The 19,681-nt window shown below is 36.4% G+C and carries 22 protein-coding genes; 4 read left to right on the forward strand and 18 right to left on the reverse strand.

Annotated elements, in window-relative coordinates; genetic code table 11:
- Both gmk and nadD read left to right on the forward strand, forming a co-directional pair.
- Nucleotides 1-576, forward strand: a complete 576-nt coding sequence (gene gmk, locus ACEN25_RS14160; RefSeq protein WP_028376969.1) for a guanylate kinase — start codon at nt 1-3, stop codon at nt 574-576.
- Between the two features lie 8 nt (nt 577-584).
- The gene (nadD, locus tag ACEN25_RS14165) at nt 585-1,163 is read left to right on the forward strand and encodes a nicotinate (nicotinamide) nucleotide adenylyltransferase (protein ID WP_441803474.1); all 579 of its coding nucleotides are present in this window, start codon (nt 585-587) and stop codon (nt 1,161-1,163) included.
- A 53-nt stretch (nt 1,164-1,216) separates the two neighbouring features.
- On the opposite strand, the gene lysM is transcribed toward nadD, so the two are convergent.
- Together lysM and ACEN25_RS14175 are read right to left on the reverse strand one after the other, a co-directional pair.
- Nucleotides 1,217-1,711, reverse strand: a complete 495-nt coding sequence (gene lysM / locus ACEN25_RS14170; protein WP_441803475.1) for a peptidoglycan-binding protein LysM — start codon at nt 1,709-1,711, stop codon at nt 1,217-1,219.
- Nucleotides 1,712-1,926: 215 nt separating this feature from the next.
- A complete protein-coding gene (locus ACEN25_RS14175) occupies nt 1,927-2,850 on the reverse strand; it encodes a nicotinic acid mononucleotide adenyltransferase (RefSeq protein WP_441803476.1) in 924 nt (307 codons plus the stop codon).
- Between the two features lie 198 nt (nt 2,851-3,048).
- Between ACEN25_RS14175 and ACEN25_RS14180 the strand changes: the two genes are divergently transcribed.
- The gene (locus ACEN25_RS14180; protein WP_441803477.1) at nt 3,049-4,038 is read left to right on the forward strand and encodes an NAD(P)H-dependent glycerol-3-phosphate dehydrogenase; all 990 of its coding nucleotides are present in this window, start codon (nt 3,049-3,051) and stop codon (nt 4,036-4,038) included.
- Here the strand turns inward: ACEN25_RS14180 and ACEN25_RS14185 are convergent, their stop codons facing one another.
- From ACEN25_RS14185 to ACEN25_RS14205, 5 genes are all read right to left on the reverse strand, one after another.
- Complete coding sequence (locus tag ACEN25_RS14185) at nt 4,039-4,434, reverse strand: hypothetical protein (RefSeq protein WP_441803478.1); 396 nt, start codon at nt 4,432-4,434, stop codon at nt 4,039-4,041.
- Nucleotide 4,435: 1 nt separating this feature from the next.
- The gene (locus ACEN25_RS14190) at nt 4,436-4,600 is read right to left on the reverse strand and encodes a hypothetical protein (RefSeq protein ID WP_199907792.1); all 165 of its coding nucleotides are present in this window, start codon (nt 4,598-4,600) and stop codon (nt 4,436-4,438) included.
- 65 nt (nt 4,601-4,665) lie between these two features.
- Nucleotides 4,666-5,682 carry a phenylalanine--tRNA ligase subunit alpha gene (pheS, locus tag ACEN25_RS14195; RefSeq protein ID WP_028376975.1) on the reverse strand — a complete coding sequence of 339 codons (1,017 nt, stop codon included), beginning with the start codon at nt 5,680-5,682 and terminating at the stop codon, nt 4,666-4,668.
- Nucleotides 5,683-5,710: 28 nt separating this feature from the next.
- The gene (locus ACEN25_RS14200) at nt 5,711-6,406 is read right to left on the reverse strand and encodes a ceramidase domain-containing protein (protein ID WP_441803479.1); all 696 of its coding nucleotides are present in this window, start codon (nt 6,404-6,406) and stop codon (nt 5,711-5,713) included.
- A gap of 18 nt (nt 6,407-6,424) precedes the next feature.
- Nucleotides 6,425-6,781, reverse strand: coding sequence for a hypothetical protein (locus tag ACEN25_RS14205; protein WP_441803480.1), 357 nt, complete (start codon nt 6,779-6,781; stop codon nt 6,425-6,427).
- Between the two features lie 48 nt (nt 6,782-6,829).
- Here ACEN25_RS14205 and ACEN25_RS14210 point away from each other — a divergent pair, with 48 nt between their 5' ends.
- Nucleotides 6,830-7,372, forward strand: coding sequence for a CvpA family protein (locus tag ACEN25_RS14210; protein ID WP_441803481.1), 543 nt, complete (start codon nt 6,830-6,832; stop codon nt 7,370-7,372).
- An 83-nt stretch (nt 7,373-7,455) separates the two neighbouring features.
- Here ACEN25_RS14210 and ACEN25_RS14215 read toward each other — a convergent pair whose 3' ends face one another.
- The 11 genes from ACEN25_RS14215 to ACEN25_RS14265 all read right to left on the reverse strand — a co-directional run bounded on the left by ACEN25_RS14215 (nt 7,456) and on the right by ACEN25_RS14265 (nt 19,476).
- The gene (locus ACEN25_RS14215) at nt 7,456-9,054 is read right to left on the reverse strand and encodes a SulP family inorganic anion transporter (protein WP_441803482.1); all 1,599 of its coding nucleotides are present in this window, start codon (nt 9,052-9,054) and stop codon (nt 7,456-7,458) included.
- Between the two features lie 135 nt (nt 9,055-9,189).
- Complete coding sequence (locus ACEN25_RS14220; RefSeq protein WP_028376980.1) at nt 9,190-9,822, reverse strand: carbonic anhydrase; 633 nt, start codon at nt 9,820-9,822, stop codon at nt 9,190-9,192.
- 93 nt (nt 9,823-9,915) lie between these two features.
- A complete protein-coding gene (locus ACEN25_RS14225; RefSeq protein ID WP_441803483.1) occupies nt 9,916-10,209 on the reverse strand; it encodes a hypothetical protein in 294 nt (97 codons plus the stop codon).
- Nucleotides 10,210-10,277: 68 nt separating this feature from the next.
- Nucleotides 10,278-11,063, reverse strand: a complete 786-nt coding sequence (locus ACEN25_RS14230) for a tetratricopeptide repeat protein (protein ID WP_441803484.1) — start codon at nt 11,061-11,063, stop codon at nt 10,278-10,280.
- Nucleotides 11,060-12,802, reverse strand: coding sequence for a BatD family protein (locus ACEN25_RS14235; RefSeq protein ID WP_441803485.1), 1,743 nt, complete (start codon nt 12,800-12,802; stop codon nt 11,060-11,062). The genes ACEN25_RS14230 and ACEN25_RS14235 overlap by 4 nt, the downstream gene beginning before the upstream one ends.
- A gap of 58 nt (nt 12,803-12,860) precedes the next feature.
- On the reverse strand, nt 12,861-13,763 hold the full coding sequence (locus ACEN25_RS14240) for a tetratricopeptide repeat protein (protein ID WP_441803486.1): 903 nt from the start codon (nt 13,761-13,763) through the stop codon (nt 12,861-12,863).
- A complete protein-coding gene (locus ACEN25_RS14245) occupies nt 13,741-14,790 on the reverse strand; it encodes a vWA domain-containing protein (RefSeq protein WP_441803487.1) in 1,050 nt (349 codons plus the stop codon). Before ACEN25_RS14245 ends, ACEN25_RS14240 begins: the two co-directional genes overlap by 23 nt.
- A gap of 33 nt (nt 14,791-14,823) precedes the next feature.
- On the reverse strand, nt 14,824-15,828 hold the full coding sequence (locus ACEN25_RS14250) for a vWA domain-containing protein (protein ID WP_441803488.1): 1,005 nt from the start codon (nt 15,826-15,828) through the stop codon (nt 14,824-14,826).
- A complete protein-coding gene (locus ACEN25_RS14255) occupies nt 15,818-17,434 on the reverse strand; it encodes a hypothetical protein (RefSeq protein WP_441803489.1) in 1,617 nt (538 codons plus the stop codon). The genes ACEN25_RS14250 and ACEN25_RS14255 overlap by 11 nt, the downstream gene beginning before the upstream one ends.
- 76 nt (nt 17,435-17,510) lie before the next feature.
- Nucleotides 17,511-18,377, reverse strand: a complete 867-nt coding sequence (locus ACEN25_RS14260; RefSeq protein WP_441803490.1) for a DUF58 domain-containing protein — start codon at nt 18,375-18,377, stop codon at nt 17,511-17,513.
- Nucleotides 18,378-18,471: 94 nt separating this feature from the next.
- Complete coding sequence (locus tag ACEN25_RS14265; RefSeq protein ID WP_028376989.1) at nt 18,472-19,476, reverse strand: AAA family ATPase; 1,005 nt, start codon at nt 19,474-19,476, stop codon at nt 18,472-18,474.
- Nucleotides 19,477-19,681: the final 205 nt, after the last annotated feature.

A 19,681-nucleotide genomic window follows, 5' to 3' on the forward strand; every position in this document is an offset into this window, starting at 1 on the left:
ATGACTGAGGGAGGTAAATTAATTGTTTTTTCTGCGCCCAGCGGAAGCGGTAAAACAACCATTGTAAGGTGGCTTTTAGCTAAAGAAGAATTAAATCTGGAATTTAGTATCTCTGCTGCGTCACGAGAACCCAGACCCACAGAACAAGACGGAGTTGATTATTATTTTCTTTCTTTAAAAGAATTTAAACGTCGCATTAAATCTGAAGAGTTTTTAGAATGGGAAGAGGTCTACCGGGATAATTTTTACGGCACATTAAAAAGTGAAGTGGAGCGCATTTGGAAACACGGCAAACATGTGATTTTTGATATAGATGTAGTAGGTGGTTTAGATATTAAAAAATTATACCCAGAACGCACACTAGCCGTATTTGTAAAACCCCCAAGCATTGAAGAGTTAAAAATAAGATTGAAAAACCGCAAAACCGAAAGTGAAGACCGCATAAATATGCGCGTCGCCAAAGCCAGTATTGAACTTGCCACGGCACCACAATTTGATCACATTATTGAGAATAACGATCTTGATGTTGCTTTAGAAGAAGCATATAATCTGGTTGAAAAATTTGTAAAGCACTAAAATCTGGTATGAAAATAGGGCTATACTTTGGCACTTTTAACCCTATACATATAGGGCATCTAATTATCGCTAATCACTTTGCTGAATACAGCGACCTTGATAAAATATGGATGGTTCTTACACCACACAATCCATTTAAAAAAAAGAGTAGTCTTTTGGATAATAATCACAGGTATCAACTTGTATTAGAAGCTCTAGAAGCATATCCTAAAATTGAAGCCAGCACTATAGAATTTAACCTACCACAACCTAATTATACTACAAACACCTTAGCCCATCTTAAAGAAAAATATCCTCAACACGAGTTTAGCTTAATTATGGGGGAAGACAATCTCAAAACACTTCATAAATGGAAAAACTATGAAGTTATTTTAGAAAATCACGAGATTTACGTTTACCCTCGAATTTCAGAAAAAAATGAAGAAAGTAATTTAGTATATCATAATAACATACACGTTGTTGACGCACCGGTTGTTGAAATCTCTTCTACATTTATTCGAAAAGCGCTTAAAGAAGGTAAAAACTGCAGGCCGCTATTACCAGATCCTGTTTGGGTTTATATAGATCAAATGAATTTTTATAGATAAAAAAAATCCGCTTCAACATTGAAGCGGATTTTTTATTTATACGTTTTTTAAACTTAATCAAGATTAGGAATACGTAACATTTGACCAGGATAAATCTTGTCTGGGTCTTTAAGCATAGGTTTGTTAGCCTCAAAAATAACAGGGTATTTCATAGCGTTGCCATAAAACTTCTTTGCTATTTTACTTAACGTATCTCCAGACTCAACAGTGTGAAATTGCGCTTCAGGCTCACTGTGATCTACTTCCATACGATCATCTACCTGCGCAATCCCTTCTACGTTACCTACAACTAGTACCACTTTTTCTTTTGTTGTTTGATCTTTAGCTTTACCTGAAACAACAGCAGACTCGCCAGTAATGGTAACTTCAAGATTTTCTACTTCAAGACCTAAATCACTTATAGTCTCTTTTAAAGAAGATGCTGCCTTCTTATTTGCTTCTGCCGCTGCTGCTGCAGCTTCTGCTTTCTTTTCTGCAGCTTCTTCAGCTGTACTCTTACCGATGCCTATTTTAGCTCCGGCATTTTTAATAAATGAAAATAATCCCATAACTTTTATTTCTAGTATTAGTTAGTTTTAAGAATGTAAATTACAAAATAGCATCTTAAGAGTATAATAAGAGTAATCTAAATCTATGTAAATCTTTCAGGCTGCATTTTAATAATGATTTTTCAACTCATTACTAAATTAAGTGCTTATAATTAAAAAAACGCCCTAAGAATAAATCTTTAAAGCGTTTTTCAACTAACCAACCAAAAAATTATCTACTTCTTTAAGGTCTTCATTTGCTTAATAGTTTGCTCTATTTCGCTTTGCTTAACTCTACTTTTTCCCTCTTCAGGAGTTTTGTAGGCAATATATCCTTTTCCTCTAAATCGATATTCTGTGCCTGATGAAGGTTGATATAACGAAATGGTAGAATCATCTAGAATAGAAAGTTCAAAAAATTCATTTTGAAAATAATCATAATCTAGCGTGAGCGTTTTTAAATAGGCATTATTAGCAACATTTTGCACTTCATAAATACCTGTATAATCCCAATAAATAGAATTTACAGAAGTTCCGTTAGGGTCTTGCGAACTTTCAAAATTTCCACCACTTGAAGCCGGTAAAAACTGAAGGAAATTCTCTGCGTCAAATTCGTTTGAAGCCCCCTGTTGACTGGTATATATTTTCTCCCATGCTGCATATTCCTGTAAAAAGAAATGTATGTTGTCGTAAAAGATGCGGTCGTAATCAAAATTGTTACGTTGATATCCTTTAAGAATATATGAAGTTCGTAAAGGTCTGTTGTACAATTCTATGCTTCCGTTTGCTAACAGGTTTACTTCAAAAGAATAAAAACCATCTATATCGTGACTTATATCAAGGTCGTAATCAAACAGATCATAATAACCTACCGGAATGCCAAAACCATTACCCTGATCACCTATTGCAACCAGATTGTTATTTGCTCTTAAGTTTCCGTTTATAAATGATAACGTAAATGCTTTTTCCATAAAAGGAATTGCTCCATTTCCTTTAGTAAGATCTATATCTACATACCACAATTCGTATGCATTAAGAACTTCACCCAGAGATATCTGTGGTTCATTGATTACCTCATCCTCTAAATATACATCTGTATAGCACGATGTAAACATTGAAAGTATAAGAGCAAAACCGCTAAGTAATTTTATAGTTCTCATAATTATAAGTTTTTAAGTTAATAACTCAAGGAATCGTTTTCTAAATAACTATTCCTATAAATTCTTAGCATTGACGTCTGGCTTGTGAATTATATTAACTGTTAACCAAACCGCGTGCCAAAAAATAATGGAGGTGGTTTTCAAGGTTTTAGGTGGACTATAAAATCTGTACTTTTGAGGTAGTAAACAAATTAGATTATGAGCTTAAAATTTGGGGTTTTAGGAGGCGGAAGTTGGGCAACGGCAATTGTAAAAATGTTATCAGAAAACCTGAATGAAGTAGGTTGGTACATGCGTAGTAATTATGCTTTAGAACACATCAAGAAAGAACAGCACAATCCCAATTACCTAAGTGCGGTAGAGTTTAATCCTGCACAATTAAAACTAAGTAATGATATTAATGAAATTATTGAATACGCAGACTATTTAATATTTGCGATACCATCTGCTTTTGTGGGTAAAGAATTAGAACAGGTAACCGCTAGTTTTAAGGATAAAATAGTTTTTTCGGCTATTAAAGGTATTGTACCTGAAACGGGCCAAATTGTAGGGGCTCATTTTCACGATAAATATGACATCCCTTTTGAAAACATAGGAGTAATTACCGGTCCTTGTCACGCAGAAGAAGTGGCTCTTGAGCGTCTTTCATACCTCACAATTGCCTGTGCAGATGAAGCCCACGCTAAAGTAATGGCAAAACATCTTAGCAGTGATTATATTAAAACCACAATAAGCGATGACACTATAGGTACCGAGTATGCTGCAATGCTTAAAAATATTTACGCGATTGCTGCCGGTGTTGCACACGGGCTGGGTTATGGAGATAATTTTCAAAGTGTATTAATGAGCAATGCAATACGCGAGATGAAAAAGTTTATCAAAAAAGTACATAAAATGAAACGCAACATTAATGATTCTGCCTATTTGGGAGATTTATTAGTTACAGGGTATTCTGTTTTTAGCCGCAATAGAATGTTTGGAAATATGATAGGTAAAGGCTACACGGTTAAAAGCGCTCAAATGGAAATGAGTATGGTTGCTGAAGGCTACTATGCAGCGGAAAGTGCTTTTAAAATAAATGAGAAGTTAGGCGCAAAAACGCCAATTATAGATGCTGTTTACGATATTCTTTACAAGGGAAAAGACCCTAAAAAGACATTTATAAAACTTACTGAAAAAGTAGATTAATTACTCAGCCAGGATGCCTTCTTTCAGCATAGCGGGCACAGGTCCCAGATTTTGATCTTTAATGTTGCCCGCAGTAAACACAAAGGTTTTCTCGTAGAGCTTTCCTCCTAGAAAATAGGTAACTGCAAACTGGTTTGTTAGTTCAAGGACATGGTCTTCAATAAATTCAATTTTAGCAAAGGATTTTGAAGGCAGCTTTTCTAATTTATGACGCATTTGACTCGTCACTTGATCTGCACTATAACCATCAGAAACAATCATGACCAACTCTAATGGCTCGTCTGTATTGTTTATAATATAAGCATTCCAGTCTGTAGTGCGATGGTCTTCATTAAACTCCTTTACCGCAGCAACATAAACATCGTAAACCTCAGGTATATCTATATCTTTACGCATATTAGTCGTTTACTTTCCACATAATCCAGAGGGCCAAAAGCGCAATTGCCATAATCCCTAAGAATATACTGCCTATCATAATTTTAATAGCTGCTATGACAAAAGTCAAATAAGCTACAGCGACAAGTGCGATAGCAAGAACCGCAATTACAAGATACTTTTTCATAGCAACTACAAATTTTTTAAACCCGAGGAAAAAGTTCCGCAGGAAGGATGTGAAATTATTAAATGTTAAAGAGCGCTCTTAAACTGATTTAAAAAGCGTAAATCATTTTCACTAAGTAAACGAATGTCTGATATCTGATGTAATAATAATGCGATACGATCTATACCCATACCAAATGCGAACCCACTGTATTCTTTAGAGTTTATACCGCAATTTTCAAGTACGTTAGGATCTACCATTCCGCATCCCATTATTTCTAACCATCCGGTTCCCTTTGTCATTTTATAATCTGTCTCAGTCTCCAGACCCCAGTATACATCTACTTCTGCACTAGGTTCTGTAAATGGAAAATAAGAAGGTCTTAAACGTATTTTACTTTTTCCAAACATCTCTGTCGTAAAATGCTGAAGCGTTTGCTTCAAGTCTGCAAATGAAACATCTTTATCTATGTACAAGCCTTCCACCTGATGAAAAAAGCAATGTGACCGTGCAGAAATTGCCTCGTTGCGGTAAACACGTCCCGGTGATATGGTACGTATAGGCGGCTTATTGGCTTCCATATAACGCACCTGTACAGATGAAGTATGCGTACGCAACAATACATCTGGATTAGTTTGTATAAAAAAGGTGTCCTGCATATCACGGGCAGGGTGATACTCTGGCAAGTTGAGTGCTGTAAAGTTATGCCAGTCATCTTCAATCTCAGGACCTTCAGACACGTCAAAGCCTATACGTGAAAATATATCTATGATTTGATTCTTAACAATAGATATGGGATGGCGTGAACCCAATACTACAGGTTCTCCAGGTCTGGTTAAATCACCATAAACCCCATTATCTTCTGCTACCTCCAGGCTGGCTTTTAAGGCATCTACTTTCTCCTGAACTACAGTTTTAAGAGTGTTAATCGTTTGACCAAACTCTTTTTTCTCTTCGTTGGGTATATTCTTAAACTCGGAGAAATACTCATTAAACAGGCCTTTCTTCCCTAAAAATTTAATTCTGAAAGATTCTGTTTCCTCAAGTGAAGTAGTTGTAAACGCTTCCGCTTCTGCAATAAGCTCTTTTATTTTTTCTAGCATAATTCCTTTAAATTAGGAAGGCACAAATTTAAGAAATATAGGTGGCTTGGGCTTTATTGTCTCTAAAAATATATAAGAGTATAAAGAAAACAGCTGTGCCGCCAAAGAGGTGCCATAACCAATGGGTTCCCATCCAAAATATTTCAAAATCAAGTTTGTTGTCAAGTACTCTAAACGCTACTGCAAAGCCAAAAATCACAAAAGCAATGATTGCGGGGCGTGCATTGCGCCAGTTTGTTTTAGATAAATATCCTATTATAGGTATAAGTATGGTAAGCGCACTTATTAAATAACCCAGGTTGTGTTCTAAGCTTTCACTTACTGGTAAGTACCTCAAGCCTATAAAAGCAATACCTATTGCAATTATAAAAAACAGACGTTTCTTCCAGGTATCTTTCCATTTAAAGACAAAGTACAATATGGCCGCAAAACTAAGACCTCTTATAGGTACCCAATCAATAAGCAAATATGCCTCAGAACTGCGAAGCCCGTGGTATAATGTGCCTCCTATATACCCTATAAATATAAAGGGAATCGTAAGCATTAAAAACCATTGCTTTTGCGGTTCTTTATAGATACGTATCCCAAAATAGATAACGATAAATAGAAAAATGAGGTTACTATATGTGTTAAAAGGCTCTACAGGAAACCGCCCTGCAATGGTCTCTTTGTAAATAGGGCCGGTATCATTAGGAAATACATCTTGCAATAGCGCTAATAACATAGGTTGAATTACTTTCAATTAATGAACTAATTCTTTTTCTAAAAAATACTGCACAATTGCCTCTTTCATAAGCAGCGCTTGCTCACCTGCTTTAAGGGTAGGTAATTGATCTACAACCTCATAATGAGGCCAACCATCTGCGTCTTGATAATCAAACTTATAATAGCCAAAAGGCTCTAACAATCTGCAGATTGCAATATGCATTAAATCAAGCTTATCGTCTTTTTTAAATTTTTTACCGGGTTGCCCTAATTCCTGCACTCCTATTAAATATATAATCGCATCAAGATCTAAAGTATCACCGTCTGCAAATCGTGCAGAGAGTTTAGTTACTATCTGATCCCAGCGCTCTTTAAGTTGTTCATCTCTTGCCATAGCCGCAAATATAATCAACAAGCTTCTTAAAAATAGTATCTTTAACGTATGAACTATCTTGATATTATTCTAGGCATTTTTTTGATTCTAGGGCTTTATAAAGGCATTAAAAACGGACTTTTAATTGAATTAGCATCAATAATTGCTTTAGTGATTGGCATCTACGGTGCTATTCACTTTTCATATTACGCTGTAGATTACCTTAATGATAAAGTAGCGTGGAGTGAACATACCATTAATCTACTTGCCTTTGCACTTACCTTTATCACCATCGTACTCATAATTAGTTTGGCCGGGCGCTTATTAACTAAAGTTGCTTCATTAATAATGCTAGGTATAGTAAATAAAATTTTAGGTGGTCTATTCGGTGTACTTAAAGTTGCTTTTATACTAAGTGTAATTCTTATGTTTAGCTCTGCACTTACGATGACTCTTATAGATGAAAAAATTAGAGAAGAGTCTGTTGTTTACAATGCCATACAGCCTATAGCTCCATTAGTTCTTCCTAATTTACTCAGAGAAGTAGATAAATTAAAAACCGAAAACCCAGAATCTAATGAAGATTCTCAATTACAGCTTGAATCGGCTTAGTTTAGAAATAGTGTTAGACAGAATGTTATTTAATAAAAAACGCCGGTAAATTACCGGCGTTTTGAATTTGTACAAAGTGTTTGTTATGCTGAAACTTTCAAGTTATCTTTCTTTTCCTGATTGAAAAACTGCTCGTAACTTTCGGGGTTTTCAATTGTACCGCGCTCAGAGATAATCTTGACATTAATATTTTTATCCTGCGCTCTAAATCTGAAATCATCTAGAATTTCTATAATATCCTGATCTAAATAACGTGTTTTGCGCACGTCAACCTCTAAATATGAATTTTCATGAAGCTTGTTTAACTCTTTCATAATCGCTCCTTTATTTATAAACGTCACTTCTTCAGCTAATGTCATTTTTACAATATCAAGACCTGTTTCTTCTTCTCTTACAATATGTAAGAAATGTGAATTTTGATAATTCTTAATAAGAATAACAACAATACCTACAGCCAGACCCAAACTAATACCCACAAGTAAGTCTGCAAATACGATACCTAATACTGTTATGATAAAGGGAATAAATTGTTTCCAACCCAGCGTCCACATACGCTTAAAAGTAGAAGGCTTAGCAAGCTTATAACCCACTAAAAATAATACCGCTGCCAATACAGAGAGTGGGATTAAATTAAGAACATTAGGCACCAGAATCACGGAAATTAATAATAGAAAACCATGAATTATCGCAGACATTTTAGTTTGCCCACCAGATTGGATATTTGCAGAGCTACGTACGATTACCTGGGTAATAGGCAAACCTCCTATCATCCCAGAAATTATATTACCGGCACCTTGAGCAAAAAGTTCACGGTTTGTAGGCGTTGTACGTTTTTTAGGATCTAGTTTATCTGTTGCTTCAACACAAAGCAAAGTTTCCAGACTCGCGACCAGGGCAAGCGTAAATGCAGTGATCCAGATTTGTGGCTCTGTAATAACACTAAAGTTAGGAAAGGTAAATTGCCCTATAAATGAACTAAAATCATCTGGCACAGGTACTTTTACTAGATGATCATTAGAAATACCCCAGGCTTCAGAATCCTGTGTAAATACATAATAAATAATACCCAACACCACAGCAACTAATGGTCCCTGTATTAACTTAAATATTTTACCTTTTTTGCTAAGTACAACATCCCATAGCACTAAAATAAACATCGCGATAAATGCTATTGCTGTTGCACCCGGGCTTATACTATCAAATATCTGCCCTATTTCAGTAAACGTATTTCTACCATCTACCTGAAAAAAAGCCCAGTCTCCTTCTGGATCTGCATCATAACCAAAAAAGTGTGGAATTTGTTTAAGTATGATAATAATTCCTATACCGGTAAGCATTCCTTTAATTACAGATGATGGAAAATAATACCCTATAATACCGGCTTTTAGAAGACCAAATATCAACTGAATGACCCCCCCAAGAACTACAGCAACTAATAAGTTTTCATACCCGCCTAAGGTAGATATAGCCACTAAAACTATTGCAGATAAACCTGCCGCAGGACCACTAACCCCCAGACTAGAACCGCTCATTGCCCCTACTACAATACCGCCAACAATACCCGCAATTAGACCTGAAAAGAGTGGAGCACCACTTGCTAAAGCAATTCCTAAACACAAGGGTAGCGCTACAAAAAACACCACGACACTCGCCGGGAAGTCGTTTTTTAAATTTTTAAACATAAGCTTAGTATTAAAAATGAGAATTTCAGTTCAAGTCATACGCTTTGCGCAGCACATAAAACTGAAATTGAAAAATGAGAATTTTGTGCAGCTTTACACTACACAAATTGATTTTTTACCGAAAACTAGATGTTATTACAACTCGTCTAATCTGTAAATTTCCATGATGTTTTTAAGAATTGCATCAAAATCAATTTTCAAATCGATCAGTTTTCCCGAATGAATATCGAAAACCCACCCATGTACTGTAAGCTTACGCTTGCGTATTGCCTTTTGTACATCTGAAGTTTTAATCACATTTACACACTGCTCCTGAACATTAAGCTCAACAAACTTTTTATAACGTTCTTCCTCGTTTTCAATAAGATTAAGTTCATCTTTATGAATACGGTATACATCACGTATGTTACGCAACCACGGGTTTAAGATACCCAGGTCTGCAGATTGCATTGCTGCTTTAACACCACCACAATAATAATGGCCACATACCACAACATGCTCAACCTCTAGATGCTCTACAGCATAATTAATTACAGACATGGAGTTTAAGTCTGTATTAGGTACCATGTTAGCAATATTACGATGTACAAAAACGTCACCCGGGCCCACGCCCATAAGTTCTTCGGAAGAAACTCTACTATCGCTACAACCTATATATAAAATTTTTGGGGATTGCCCTTCAGATAATTGTTTGAAGTAATTAGGCTCTGACTTTAAACGACTTGCAACCCACTCTTTATTATTTTCGAAAATTTTTGAAATGTCCATTTTTGATATTTTTTAGTTTAAAATGTATTTAATTAAATGCGCAATTAAATTGATGCTATACTGAAATTAAAAAATAACTTCTATACCATCTTATTAAACTAATCGTGGAGGTGGGGATACCGGATCTAAATATACAGAGCACTCAATTGAATTATTATGAAAAAATAAAGCCGTTTTCTGCTCTGTCAAGAATGTATCTATAATTAAAATCGAACTTATTAATTTAACGTCTTTTTCAAAATTCTGATTGAAACCTTTTCCAGTATTTTCCTCCTCTAAAACAGATACTACCAGCACTTTATCACCACGATTAAGATATGACACAACAGCAGGTGTGACTAAAAATGTCACAAATAGAATTAAAAAAAATACGGATTGTTGTTTCAACGTTTTTAAAAATTTAAAAAACAAATTTAGAAAAGCTCCTTGTATTTCAAGTCAATAATAAAATAAATCTAAAGAATCTTTATAGCGACACTAGCAATCCAACCTTCCTTGCCGTCTGCAAGTCGTATTAATTGCCAATCGTCTTTTTGTTCAAGAACTCTAACTTTAGTACCCTCATGTAAAATAAAAGTCTGCTCGCTGGTGTTGTTCGGTTCACTTTTCACTTCCGCCTCTGGCGAAAAAATAATAGCATATTCTCGATTATTCTCATTTGATTTTGCCTGAAAACTAAGAGCTAAACTCAATACTCCTAGCCCCAATGCTACAAAAGACAGCGTGAAAAAAACACGCTTACTGCCTACCCTCTTATTAAAAAAATAGATTAAAAAACTCAGTGTAAATATGAGTATAAATACCACCGTTACGGTTGCCCAGCCATCTATAGTAAAAATACCCAAAATCTGATTATACCATTTTTTAAATATATTTTGCGGCAACGGGGTTATCGCATCTATGGTCATATTTTGGGCAAACTGTAAATTGTTTTTAATCTCTTTATCGTTAGGTTTTAATGCCAGTGCTTTCTCATAATTATAGATACTTGCTGCTATACGGTTAAGTTTATAATTAGCGTTAGCCAGATTATAATATACCGCGGCAGATGCGTAACCCGACTCTAGAACTTTCTCATAATTAACAATAGCTGCTTCAAAATTATTCTGTGCATACTGGGAGTTTCCGGTTTCAAATAATTGCTCAGGAGTTTGAGCTAAGCTGCTGCTTATCGTTACTACTCCCAATAACAGAACAAGAATTAAGTTGCGATAGGTATAATACATATTCTGTGTTATCATAATTGCTTATCAATTTCAGAGATTACACTGCCGGCATTGTTATAATCCTGTTGCATAGCATCTATGCTCGCAGGTGTATATCGTGCAAATTCACAACTCTCAAGTAACTTAATAAAATCTGCGGTAGTAGTCACGGTTGCGCCACGCTCCTGTAGTAATCTACTTATGCGCTCCTTACTCATATCACTGGTCTGAATATTTAATCGTGCTTTTAAGAAATTATGTAATGACTTCTCTAAAGCAAGATAAAACGCTTTCTGGTCTCCTAAATTTTTCTTTGCTTCTCCCAGATACTTTCGGGCAAGTTTATCTGCCTTACGCAGCCTGTTACCCTTGATATCATTTTGATAAGCTTCACGCTTACGACCAAAAAATATAGCAAACGGAATTAAAACTAACGGAGTTACAAGTAGTCCCCAAAACAGCTTACTCATAAAGAATGAATCTTTATTTTGAGCTATTAAATCTGCTTCCGATTTAATATAGTTAAATTGAACAGCTGCTTTTACAGGAGATTTATTCACTCCACTAGCCGAAGCTAGAGCATCTGGCCCATTTTCTACGGTAATTACAATCTCATCACTACTTACCGTATTGTAACGCTCTGTTGTGGGATCAAAATAAGAAAAGCGTATGGGTGGTATAGGATAGGCTCCTTTGCGTTGTGGAACAACCGTATAACGCTCTTCATTTTTACCGGTCATACCAGATAAAGATACGTTTACATCCTGTAAATTTTCGGGTTCATAAACCTCTAGAGTGCTGGGTAATGTAGGCTTAGGAAGTTTAAAGAGTTTTAGATTTCCGTTTCCTTTTGCAGTAAGTGTCAAATCTAATGCATCCTGGGCATCCAGTTTAGTTTTACTGGCAGTTACACTAAAATCAAATTTACCAACAGCTCCCGTAAAATTATCGGGCTTACCTGCTTCTGGCAATTCTCTAACTTTTATTGTTCTCTTAGGTGCAGACACTGTTATTTGTGCCGGTCGCGTAATGCGCATACCAAAAATATCGCGTCTGTTTGTAGGTGCTTCAACATTAATATTGAGCGCAAGCGATTCAATATCCAATTCACCTGTTTTTTGAGGATATAATAAGGTTCTTCTCAAAATCACATACCGATAGGGTTTGCCGTTAAAGGTCCCGTCGTACACTTTAAATTGCTTCTCATCTAAGCTTTGACTCCAGAAATCGGCAAACTTGGGCGCGTCTATTTCATTCCATCCGTTTACAGCTGTTTCGCGAGAAACATACAGCTTATAAACAACGGTGATCGCTTCATTTAAATAGGGATTAGATTTAGAAACCTCAGCAACCAGATGCACATTTTCTGCCGCAGAAGATGCGGGATCATTAGGATCTTTTGCCAGATCTACTGCTCCCGTAACATTTATTTCTATGGGTAGGGTTTTATAAACTGTATTATTTATCTCAATTTCTGCAGCACCTATTTGCAACTTACCCGTTCCTTTAGGCTGTAAAAAATACGAGAATGTCTTAGAGAAACTAGATTTACCGTTTATCCATTGTTTACTAATAGATTGATTAGGTCCACCTACAACTACAAACCCCTGAAAACTGGGAGGTCTAAAATTGTCTCCATCTTCATTCATCTCAAAATCTACACGTAAGCGCTCATTAACTCCTAACGTTTCTTTACTAACTACGGCATCAAACTTTACCTGAGACCAGGCAGAGAAACCGGCAAAAAAAACAATCAGCAAAAATTTTAGCTTCATCTTCATTATAACTTCTGCTTTGCCTTAAACAGGCTAAATTTATATACAACTCTGTTAATTACCAGTCTTTGTCTGTTTTGACTTTGGCTCCTTTAACTTTCTGGGCGTTCATTTTATCCTGAACTTTATTTTCCTCATTCTTCATTGCCTCAAGTAAACTTTTTACCTGCTGTGGTGACAATTGACCCTGCCCGGGTTGTGGCTGAGGTTGTTCTTTAGGCTTATCGCCATCTTTACCATCTTTAGGTTTATCACCTTCTTTATCTTCAGGCTTACCTTTCTCATCTTTATTCTCGTCGCCCTTATCCTTTTTATCGCCTTCATCATCAGAATCTTTTGGCTTGCCATCATCACTTTTCTCATCGTCGCCGTCCCCGTTTTTGTCTTTTTGGTCGTCGCCTTTGTCTTTATTATCATCTTTCTGATCATCACCGCCGCCTCCGCCGTTTTTCTCTTCTTCTTTTTTAGCAAGAGCTAGATTATAACGGGTTTCTTCATCTGTAGGATCATTGCGTAGCGCATTTTTATAAGCTTCAACTGCTTTCTTATAATCCTTTTGCTGATAAAAAGCATTGCCTAAATTATGAAAGGCTTTATGTTTTTCGGCTTTAGTTTGTGCAACTTCAGTAGCCTGAATGTAACGTGTCATCCCTTCTGCATATTTTTTATTGCGGTAGTAATTATTACCCATATTGTATTTTGCAGTTGCATTAGCAGGATTCTTTGCCACTGCTTTTCTATACGCTGTTTCTGCGGAAGTAAATTCTTTAGAAGCAAACGCTTCGTTGCCATCTGCAACAAAATCCTGCGCCTCTAAAATTGCAGGATCTGGTTTATCGCTTTGTGCGGAAGCACTTAAGGATATTAGAACTATTAAAATTCCTAAATAATGTATTTTATTTAATAGGTTTTGTCTCTTCATCATCATCAACTTTTGTTTAAGACTTAGTCGTATTCTCATTAAACAAATTCAATTTTCGTACCCAGGCAGTTTTACGCTCTAAAAGGAATACATCTAAAACAAGCAACAATAATGCCGCTCCTAAAAACCACTGAAACTGATCTTTAAAGTCTGCAAATTGTTTTGCTTCAAACTCCTTTTTATCCATTTGATTGAGTGCAGTTCCCATCTTATCTACGACTTCCTGAGTACTATTCCCATTTATATACTCACCATTTGCCGAAGCAGCAATCTCTTGCAAAATAGCAGGATCTAGCTTAGTAATTACCGTTTCTCCATTTTGATCTTTTTTATAAGATTGAACAACTCCATTACGTTTTAATGGAATGCGGTCACCAGCCTCTGTACCCACACCAATGGTAAAAATTCTAATACCTACTTCTTCAGCAGATTCTGCGATAGCGGCAACATCACCTTCATGATCTTCACCATCTGAGATAATTACCAATACGCGATTTGTCTGCTCCTCATCATTATAGTAGGTTTTAGCGAGCTCAATAGCATCTTTAATTGCGGTTCCCTGGCTCGATAACATATCTGTATTCATCGAGTTGAGAAACATTTTTGCGCTGCTGTAATCTGTTGTTATAGGCAACTGCGGATATGCACTCCCTGCATAAGCGATAATGCCTACACGGTCGCTTCCCAGATTGTTAATAACCTGCGCGACAAGTTGTTTTGCTTTATCTATACGACTTGGTGCGATATCTTCAGCATCCATACTTTTAGATACATCCACAGCAAAGACTACATCTACCCCTTCTCGTTTTACCGTCTCAAGCTTGGTTCCTATTTTTGGATTAACCAGCGCAATCACCATAAATGCAATTGCCAAACAAATTATAACCAACTTAAATACCGGCTTAAAAACAGAGCGATTAGGTGTTAACTGATTAAATAACGTTCTATTTGCTGCAAATCGTTTTTGAGCGCTACGTTTCCATAATGCAACTGCAAAAAACAGTACTACTACCAGCGGAATTGCCAGTAGCGCCCAAAACCATATTTTTTCTTCTAGTAAATACACAAACTCAATTATTATTGTTATTACTATTTCTAACTATACAAAACTTCTGAAAACAGTATTTCTAAGCAACAACTCAAACAGTAGTAGCAAACCTGCCAAAATTACTAATGGACGATACTTTTCTTCGTAATTAGTGTACTTAAACTCCTCAACATCTGTCTTCTCAAGCTTATTAATCTCAGCATAAATCTCCTCAAGAGACTCATTATCTGTCGCTCTAAAGTAGAGCCCGCCAGTTTTATCTGCGATTTCTTTAAGCAGGGCCTCATCAATTTCTACAGGAATACTCCCATATTGAAAACTGCCATCTGGCCGTAGAGCTACAGGAGAAAGCGCAGTCCCATTTGTACCTAAACCTATTGTATAAACTTTAATACCAAACTCTACCGCTAGTTCACTAGCTGTAACCGGCTCAATAAAGCCCGCATTATTAACACCATCTGTCATTAAAATAATGACTTTACTTTTTGCTTTACTGTCTTTTAAACGGTTTACTGAAGTTGCAAGCCCCATACCTATTGCAGTACCTCCTTCAATAATACTGTTGTACCTAATGTCATTTAGCGAACTCAACACAATACCCTTATCACTTGTGATAGGTGTACGTGTATAACTTTCTCCGGCATATTCTACCAGACCTATACGATCGTTAGGGCGTTGTTTAATAAACTCTGAAGCCACATCTTTAAGCGCCTCAAGTCTGTTTGGCCTTAAGTCTGTTGCAAGCATACTTGCAGAGACATCTATTGCGATAGCAATATCAATACCTCGTGTGGTTTTCGTTCGCGTAGAAACATCTACAGTGCGAGGCCGAGCCAGAGCTACAATGATAAAGGCAATAGCGAGAAGTCTCAACACAAAAAGTATGGGTCTTAATTTTGCTAAGAAACCGCTTCCTGCTTTAAATCCTTTTAAGCTAGATATTTTAACCTGCGCAGTTACTTTGTTGCGTTTAAAGAAATACCATACTGCTACTACCGGAATAAGCAACAGCAACCAAAAAAACTCAGGATTTTGAAATTCAAAATTACTTAACATCGGTAGGTACTGTTTTTTGTAATTCTACAGAATTAATGATGCGTGATGCCATATCTATAGCATATTTATCATCATCTCGCCAGGCGACAAGAACTTGCTGCAATACTCCCGGAGCAGTAAATAATAACATCTCGTAAGTACCTGGACTAAATTTCTTATTATTTAGTGCGTCAGGGAATGCACCAGAACCAAATACACGAAGTCCCTTTGTTCCTTCGGGTGTGGTATATTCTTCTGTTTTTACGATAAGATTTTTTGCACCACTAGCTTCTAAAGTACTTATGAAACCTTGAGTTGCTTTTTCTAAATCTGCCTCTTGATTTCCGCCATAGCGGGTATTATTAACAACGACATAAAATTGATCGATTAAGCTTCCGTAGGTAAAGGTGCTCATATCCATCTGCGTTCTTAATGAATCTGGAATAGGAATGTCATTACGCTCAAGAATACGTGGTGTGCTTACAATAACTGGAGGATAGCCATATTCACTACGCACCCACTCGCCTTCTAATAAGTCTTTTGAAGGATGACCTATAAAATTATCTTTTACAAAATCAAAACCTTTAACCGCTATTAAAATACCAGTTGCAAGTACCAGAATAGTAAATACCCCTACAATACTTGAGATTATTAGTCTATGCTTTCTACGTTTTGCCAGTGCATTGCGATAAGCAGCATCCCGCATTAACTCTTCTTCTGTAGGTGCTGGGATTGCTTCTTTTGTTTCTTTAACTATCTCTTCTGCTACAATACGATCTGCTTCAGCCTGACCACTTCCCGGCGACATACGCGCAAACTTACTAAGGTCTGCTCGTTTTAAAATCTGATCTAGTTTGAGAATAGTTTCTTTACTCAGGTCTATTTTACCCTGTTGTTTTTCCTGTAATAATTTATCTATTAATTCTGCCGAAGTACTTTCCATCGAACGGCTGTAAACTTCTTCATCAAGATAACGTCTAACAATATCTGTAAGTTTAGAATAGTAAGCTTTAGTAATCTCATGTTGCTCTATACCGCGAGCGGGTTCTTTAAATTCTTCGTCAAGTTTTCGCAATGAAAATAAAGCTTGCTCAAAAGGCGGTAATTTGCGTTCTGTCTCTGCTTTTTTACGGCTTCTACGTATTATAAAATACAAGAACACTCCTATAAGTAACGCAATAATTAAAAAATACAGCAGATATTCCCACACTTTACTGGTAGCGTGATCAACCTCAACAATATCTTTAATATCATAAAGACCTTGTTTTGTGGTATCTACCTGCACATTATTAACCTCAACAGCAATAGAATCTGTGTAAAAAGGCTGTTGGTTTATCGTAACAAGTTGGCGCGGTATGGTGTAAGAACCACTATCAAACTGGGTAAGGCCATAGCGCTTTATAAGACTCATTTTTGCCCCGGCAAAAGAAGTATCTACTTTGTAGGACTCAATCATCTCTAAAGGAGAAAAAGTTTGTCCTTCGGGAAAAATCACAAGATCTTTAGCGTCTGCCTCTACTTGAAATTCATAGGTAATTTGCGCTCCTATACGTATAGAAGTACTGTCTATAGTACCTTTAACTTGTTGTGCCTGTGAGATTCCTATTCCGATAAAAAACAGTATCAAGAACAAGAATCTCTTTTTGCAAGCACTTGCGGTAATACTACTTAGGAATGTATTGGGGTTATTATTCATTATACTCTTATCCTCTTCGTTTAAAATAACCTAATAATTTTTTTACATAACTCTCATCGGTACGCACGTCTATAACGCCTGCACCACTGCGTGTAAAGCTTTCTTTGTAATACGCAACCCGCTCTTTATAATATTTTGAGTAGTTGTTACGTACGCTTTTAGAGGTTGTATTTACAAGAAGTAACTCGCCGGTCTCTTCATCTTCCATCTGCACAACACCTAAATTTGGAATCTCTTCTTCGCGCTGGTCGTAGATACGAATTCCTGTAATATCATGGCGCTTTGCAGCGATTTTCATAGTGTCGCGGTAACCGTCTGCAATAAAGTCTGAAAGCACAAAAACAATTGCCTTTTTCTTCATCACGCTCGAAAGAAACTTTAAAGCCTGCGCAACATCAGTTTGTTTGCTTTTTGGTTTAAATTCTAGTAATTCACGTATAATACGTAAAACGTGAGATTTTCCTTTTTTAGGCGGAATATAAAGTTCGATGCCATCAGAAAATAGAATCAATCCTATTTTATCATTATTCTGCATCGCCGAAAAAGCTAATGTTGCAGCAACCTCGGTCACGATTTCAGATTTAAACTGCTGGTCTGTACCAAAGAATTCTGAGCCACTTACATCTGCAACAAGCATCATCGTAAGTTCGCGCTCCTCTTCAAAAACTTTTACATAAGGTTCGCTGTAACGCGCGGTAACATTCCAATCTATATTACGTACATCATCTCCAAACTGATATTGACGCACCTCACTAAAGGTCATCCCGCGACCTTTAAATGTAGAATGATATTCACCACCAAAGATATGATCAGATAACCGTCTAGTCTTGATCTCTATTTTGCGTACTTTTTTTAAAAGCTCTTTAGTATCCATAAACCCGCTCTTCCTTAATCCTTTTTCTTAAAAAGAAAAAAGTATTGCTTTCCGTTTTAATTAAATTTTCAATTTTACTTTGAATTTTCAGCTCTTATGGTACTTCAATCTCGTTTACGATCTTATTAATGATTTCTTCGGTAGTTACATTTTCTGCTTCGGCTTCATAGGTAATCCCTATACGATGGCGCAATACGTCGTGTATGACTGCTCGTACATCTTCAGGTATCACATACCCGCGACCTTTAATAAATGCATAACATTTTGCAGCAGTAGCCAGGTTAATACTACCACGAGGTGAAGAACCAAAACTTATTAAAGGTTTAAGCTCTGCAAGATTATAATTTTCAGGATAACGGGTTGCAAATACAATATCAAGAATATACTTCTCGATTTTCTCATCCATATACACCTCACGCACAGCCTCCTGAGCTCTTAGAATCTGCTCTACTGTCACTACAGCATTTACTTTCTCGTAAGAACCTTTTAAATTTTGACGTATGATTAACTGCTCATCCTCAATTTTAGGATAATCGATAACTGTTTTTAGCATAAAACGGTCAACCTGTGCTTCTGGAAGCGGGTAAGTACCTTCCTGCTCTACCGGGTTTTGAGTCGCCATTACTAAAAACGGTGCGTCTAATTTAAAGGTCTCGTCACCAATGGTCACCTGCTTTTCCTGCATCGCTTCAAGCAACGCACTCTGCACTTTTGCAGGAGCACGGTTTATCTCATCTGCAAGAACGAAGTTTGCAAAAATAGGTCCCTTTTTTATACTGAAATCATTCAATTTCATATTGTAAATCAACGTACCTACAACATCTGCCGGAAGCAAATCTGGTGTAAACTGAATACGACTGAAACTACCCTGCACAGCTTGTGCTAGTGTATTAATAGCAAGTGTTTTAGCTAAACCGGGAACTCCTTCTAATAAAATATGCCCGCGACCTAAAAGACCTATTAACAAGCGCTCTATCATGTGTTTTTGACCTACGATGACTTTATTCATCTCCATCGTAAGAATTTTTACAAATGCACTTTCTCTTTCTATCTTTTCATTAAGCGCTCCTATATCAACAGACGCATTGGTGTTTTCCATAATATGTATGCTATTTTTTATATGACTCTAAGGCCTACAAGGTTAAATTTTATTACTAATGATTTTGTTAAGCTATCGTTAAAACCCTACATTTTAAAGGCTTAGAAGTCTTCTGAAAGGGCTCTATAACAGACCGCTTTTTTTTAAAAATGTTGCAAAAAAAATGCAACCCTTTTTAGATTGCACTTCAAAGATAAATGATCTT

This window comes from Leeuwenhoekiella sp. W20_SRS_FM14, assembly GCF_052119605.1.
In the GTDB taxonomy this organism is placed as follows: Bacteria; Bacteroidota; Bacteroidia; order Flavobacteriales; family Flavobacteriaceae; genus Leeuwenhoekiella.

Excerpts from the sequence above, each read along its gene's own strand:
- ACEN25_RS14260 (WP_441803490.1), bottom strand. The coding sequence starts at position 18,377 with ATGGATACTAAAGAGCTTTTAAAAAAAGTACGCAAAATAGAGATCAAG.
- ACEN25_RS14230 (WP_441803484.1), bottom strand. The coding sequence starts at position 11,063 with ATGATAACACAGAATATGTATTATACCTATCGCAACTTAATTCTTGTT.
- ACEN25_RS14175 (WP_441803476.1), bottom strand. The coding sequence starts at position 2,850 with ATGAGAACTATAAAATTACTTAGCGGTTTTGCTCTTATACTTTCAATG.
- lysM (WP_441803475.1), bottom strand. The coding sequence starts at position 1,711 with ATGGGATTATTTTCATTTATTAAAAATGCCGGAGCTAAAATAGGCATC.
- gmk (WP_028376969.1), top strand. The coding sequence starts at position 1 with ATGACTGAGGGAGGTAAATTAATTGTTTTTTCTGCGCCCAGCGGAAGC.
- ACEN25_RS14185 (WP_441803478.1), bottom strand. The coding sequence starts at position 4,434 with ATGCGTAAAGATATAGATATACCTGAGGTTTACGATGTTTATGTTGCT.
- nadD (WP_441803474.1), top strand. The coding sequence starts at position 585 with ATGAAAATAGGGCTATACTTTGGCACTTTTAACCCTATACATATAGGG.
- ACEN25_RS14200 (WP_441803479.1), bottom strand. The coding sequence starts at position 6,406 with ATGTTATTAGCGCTATTGCAAGATGTATTTCCTAATGATACCGGCCCT.
- ACEN25_RS14190 (WP_199907792.1), bottom strand. The coding sequence starts at position 4,600 with ATGAAAAAGTATCTTGTAATTGCGGTTCTTGCTATCGCACTTGTCGCT.
- ACEN25_RS14215 (WP_441803482.1), bottom strand. The coding sequence starts at position 9,054 with ATGTTTAAAAATTTAAAAAACGACTTCCCGGCGAGTGTCGTGGTGTTT.
- ACEN25_RS14210 (WP_441803481.1), top strand. The coding sequence starts at position 6,830 with ATGAACTATCTTGATATTATTCTAGGCATTTTTTTGATTCTAGGGCTT.
- ACEN25_RS14180 (WP_441803477.1), top strand. The coding sequence starts at position 3,049 with ATGAGCTTAAAATTTGGGGTTTTAGGAGGCGGAAGTTGGGCAACGGCA.
- ACEN25_RS14220 (WP_028376980.1), bottom strand. The coding sequence starts at position 9,822 with ATGGACATTTCAAAAATTTTCGAAAATAATAAAGAGTGGGTTGCAAGT.
- ACEN25_RS14265 (WP_028376989.1), bottom strand. The coding sequence starts at position 19,476 with ATGGAAAACACCAATGCGTCTGTTGATATAGGAGCGCTTAATGAAAAG.
- ACEN25_RS14235 (WP_441803485.1), bottom strand. The coding sequence starts at position 12,802 with ATGAAGCTAAAATTTTTGCTGATTGTTTTTTTTGCCGGTTTCTCTGCC.
- ACEN25_RS14250 (WP_441803488.1), bottom strand. The coding sequence starts at position 15,828 with ATGTTAAGTAATTTTGAATTTCAAAATCCTGAGTTTTTTTGGTTGCTG.
- pheS (WP_028376975.1), bottom strand. The coding sequence starts at position 5,682 with ATGCTAGAAAAAATAAAAGAGCTTATTGCAGAAGCGGAAGCGTTTACA.
- ACEN25_RS14205 (WP_441803480.1), bottom strand. The coding sequence starts at position 6,781 with ATGGCAAGAGATGAACAACTTAAAGAGCGCTGGGATCAGATAGTAACT.
- ACEN25_RS14240 (WP_441803486.1), bottom strand. The coding sequence starts at position 13,763 with ATGAGAATACGACTAAGTCTTAAACAAAAGTTGATGATGATGAAGAGA.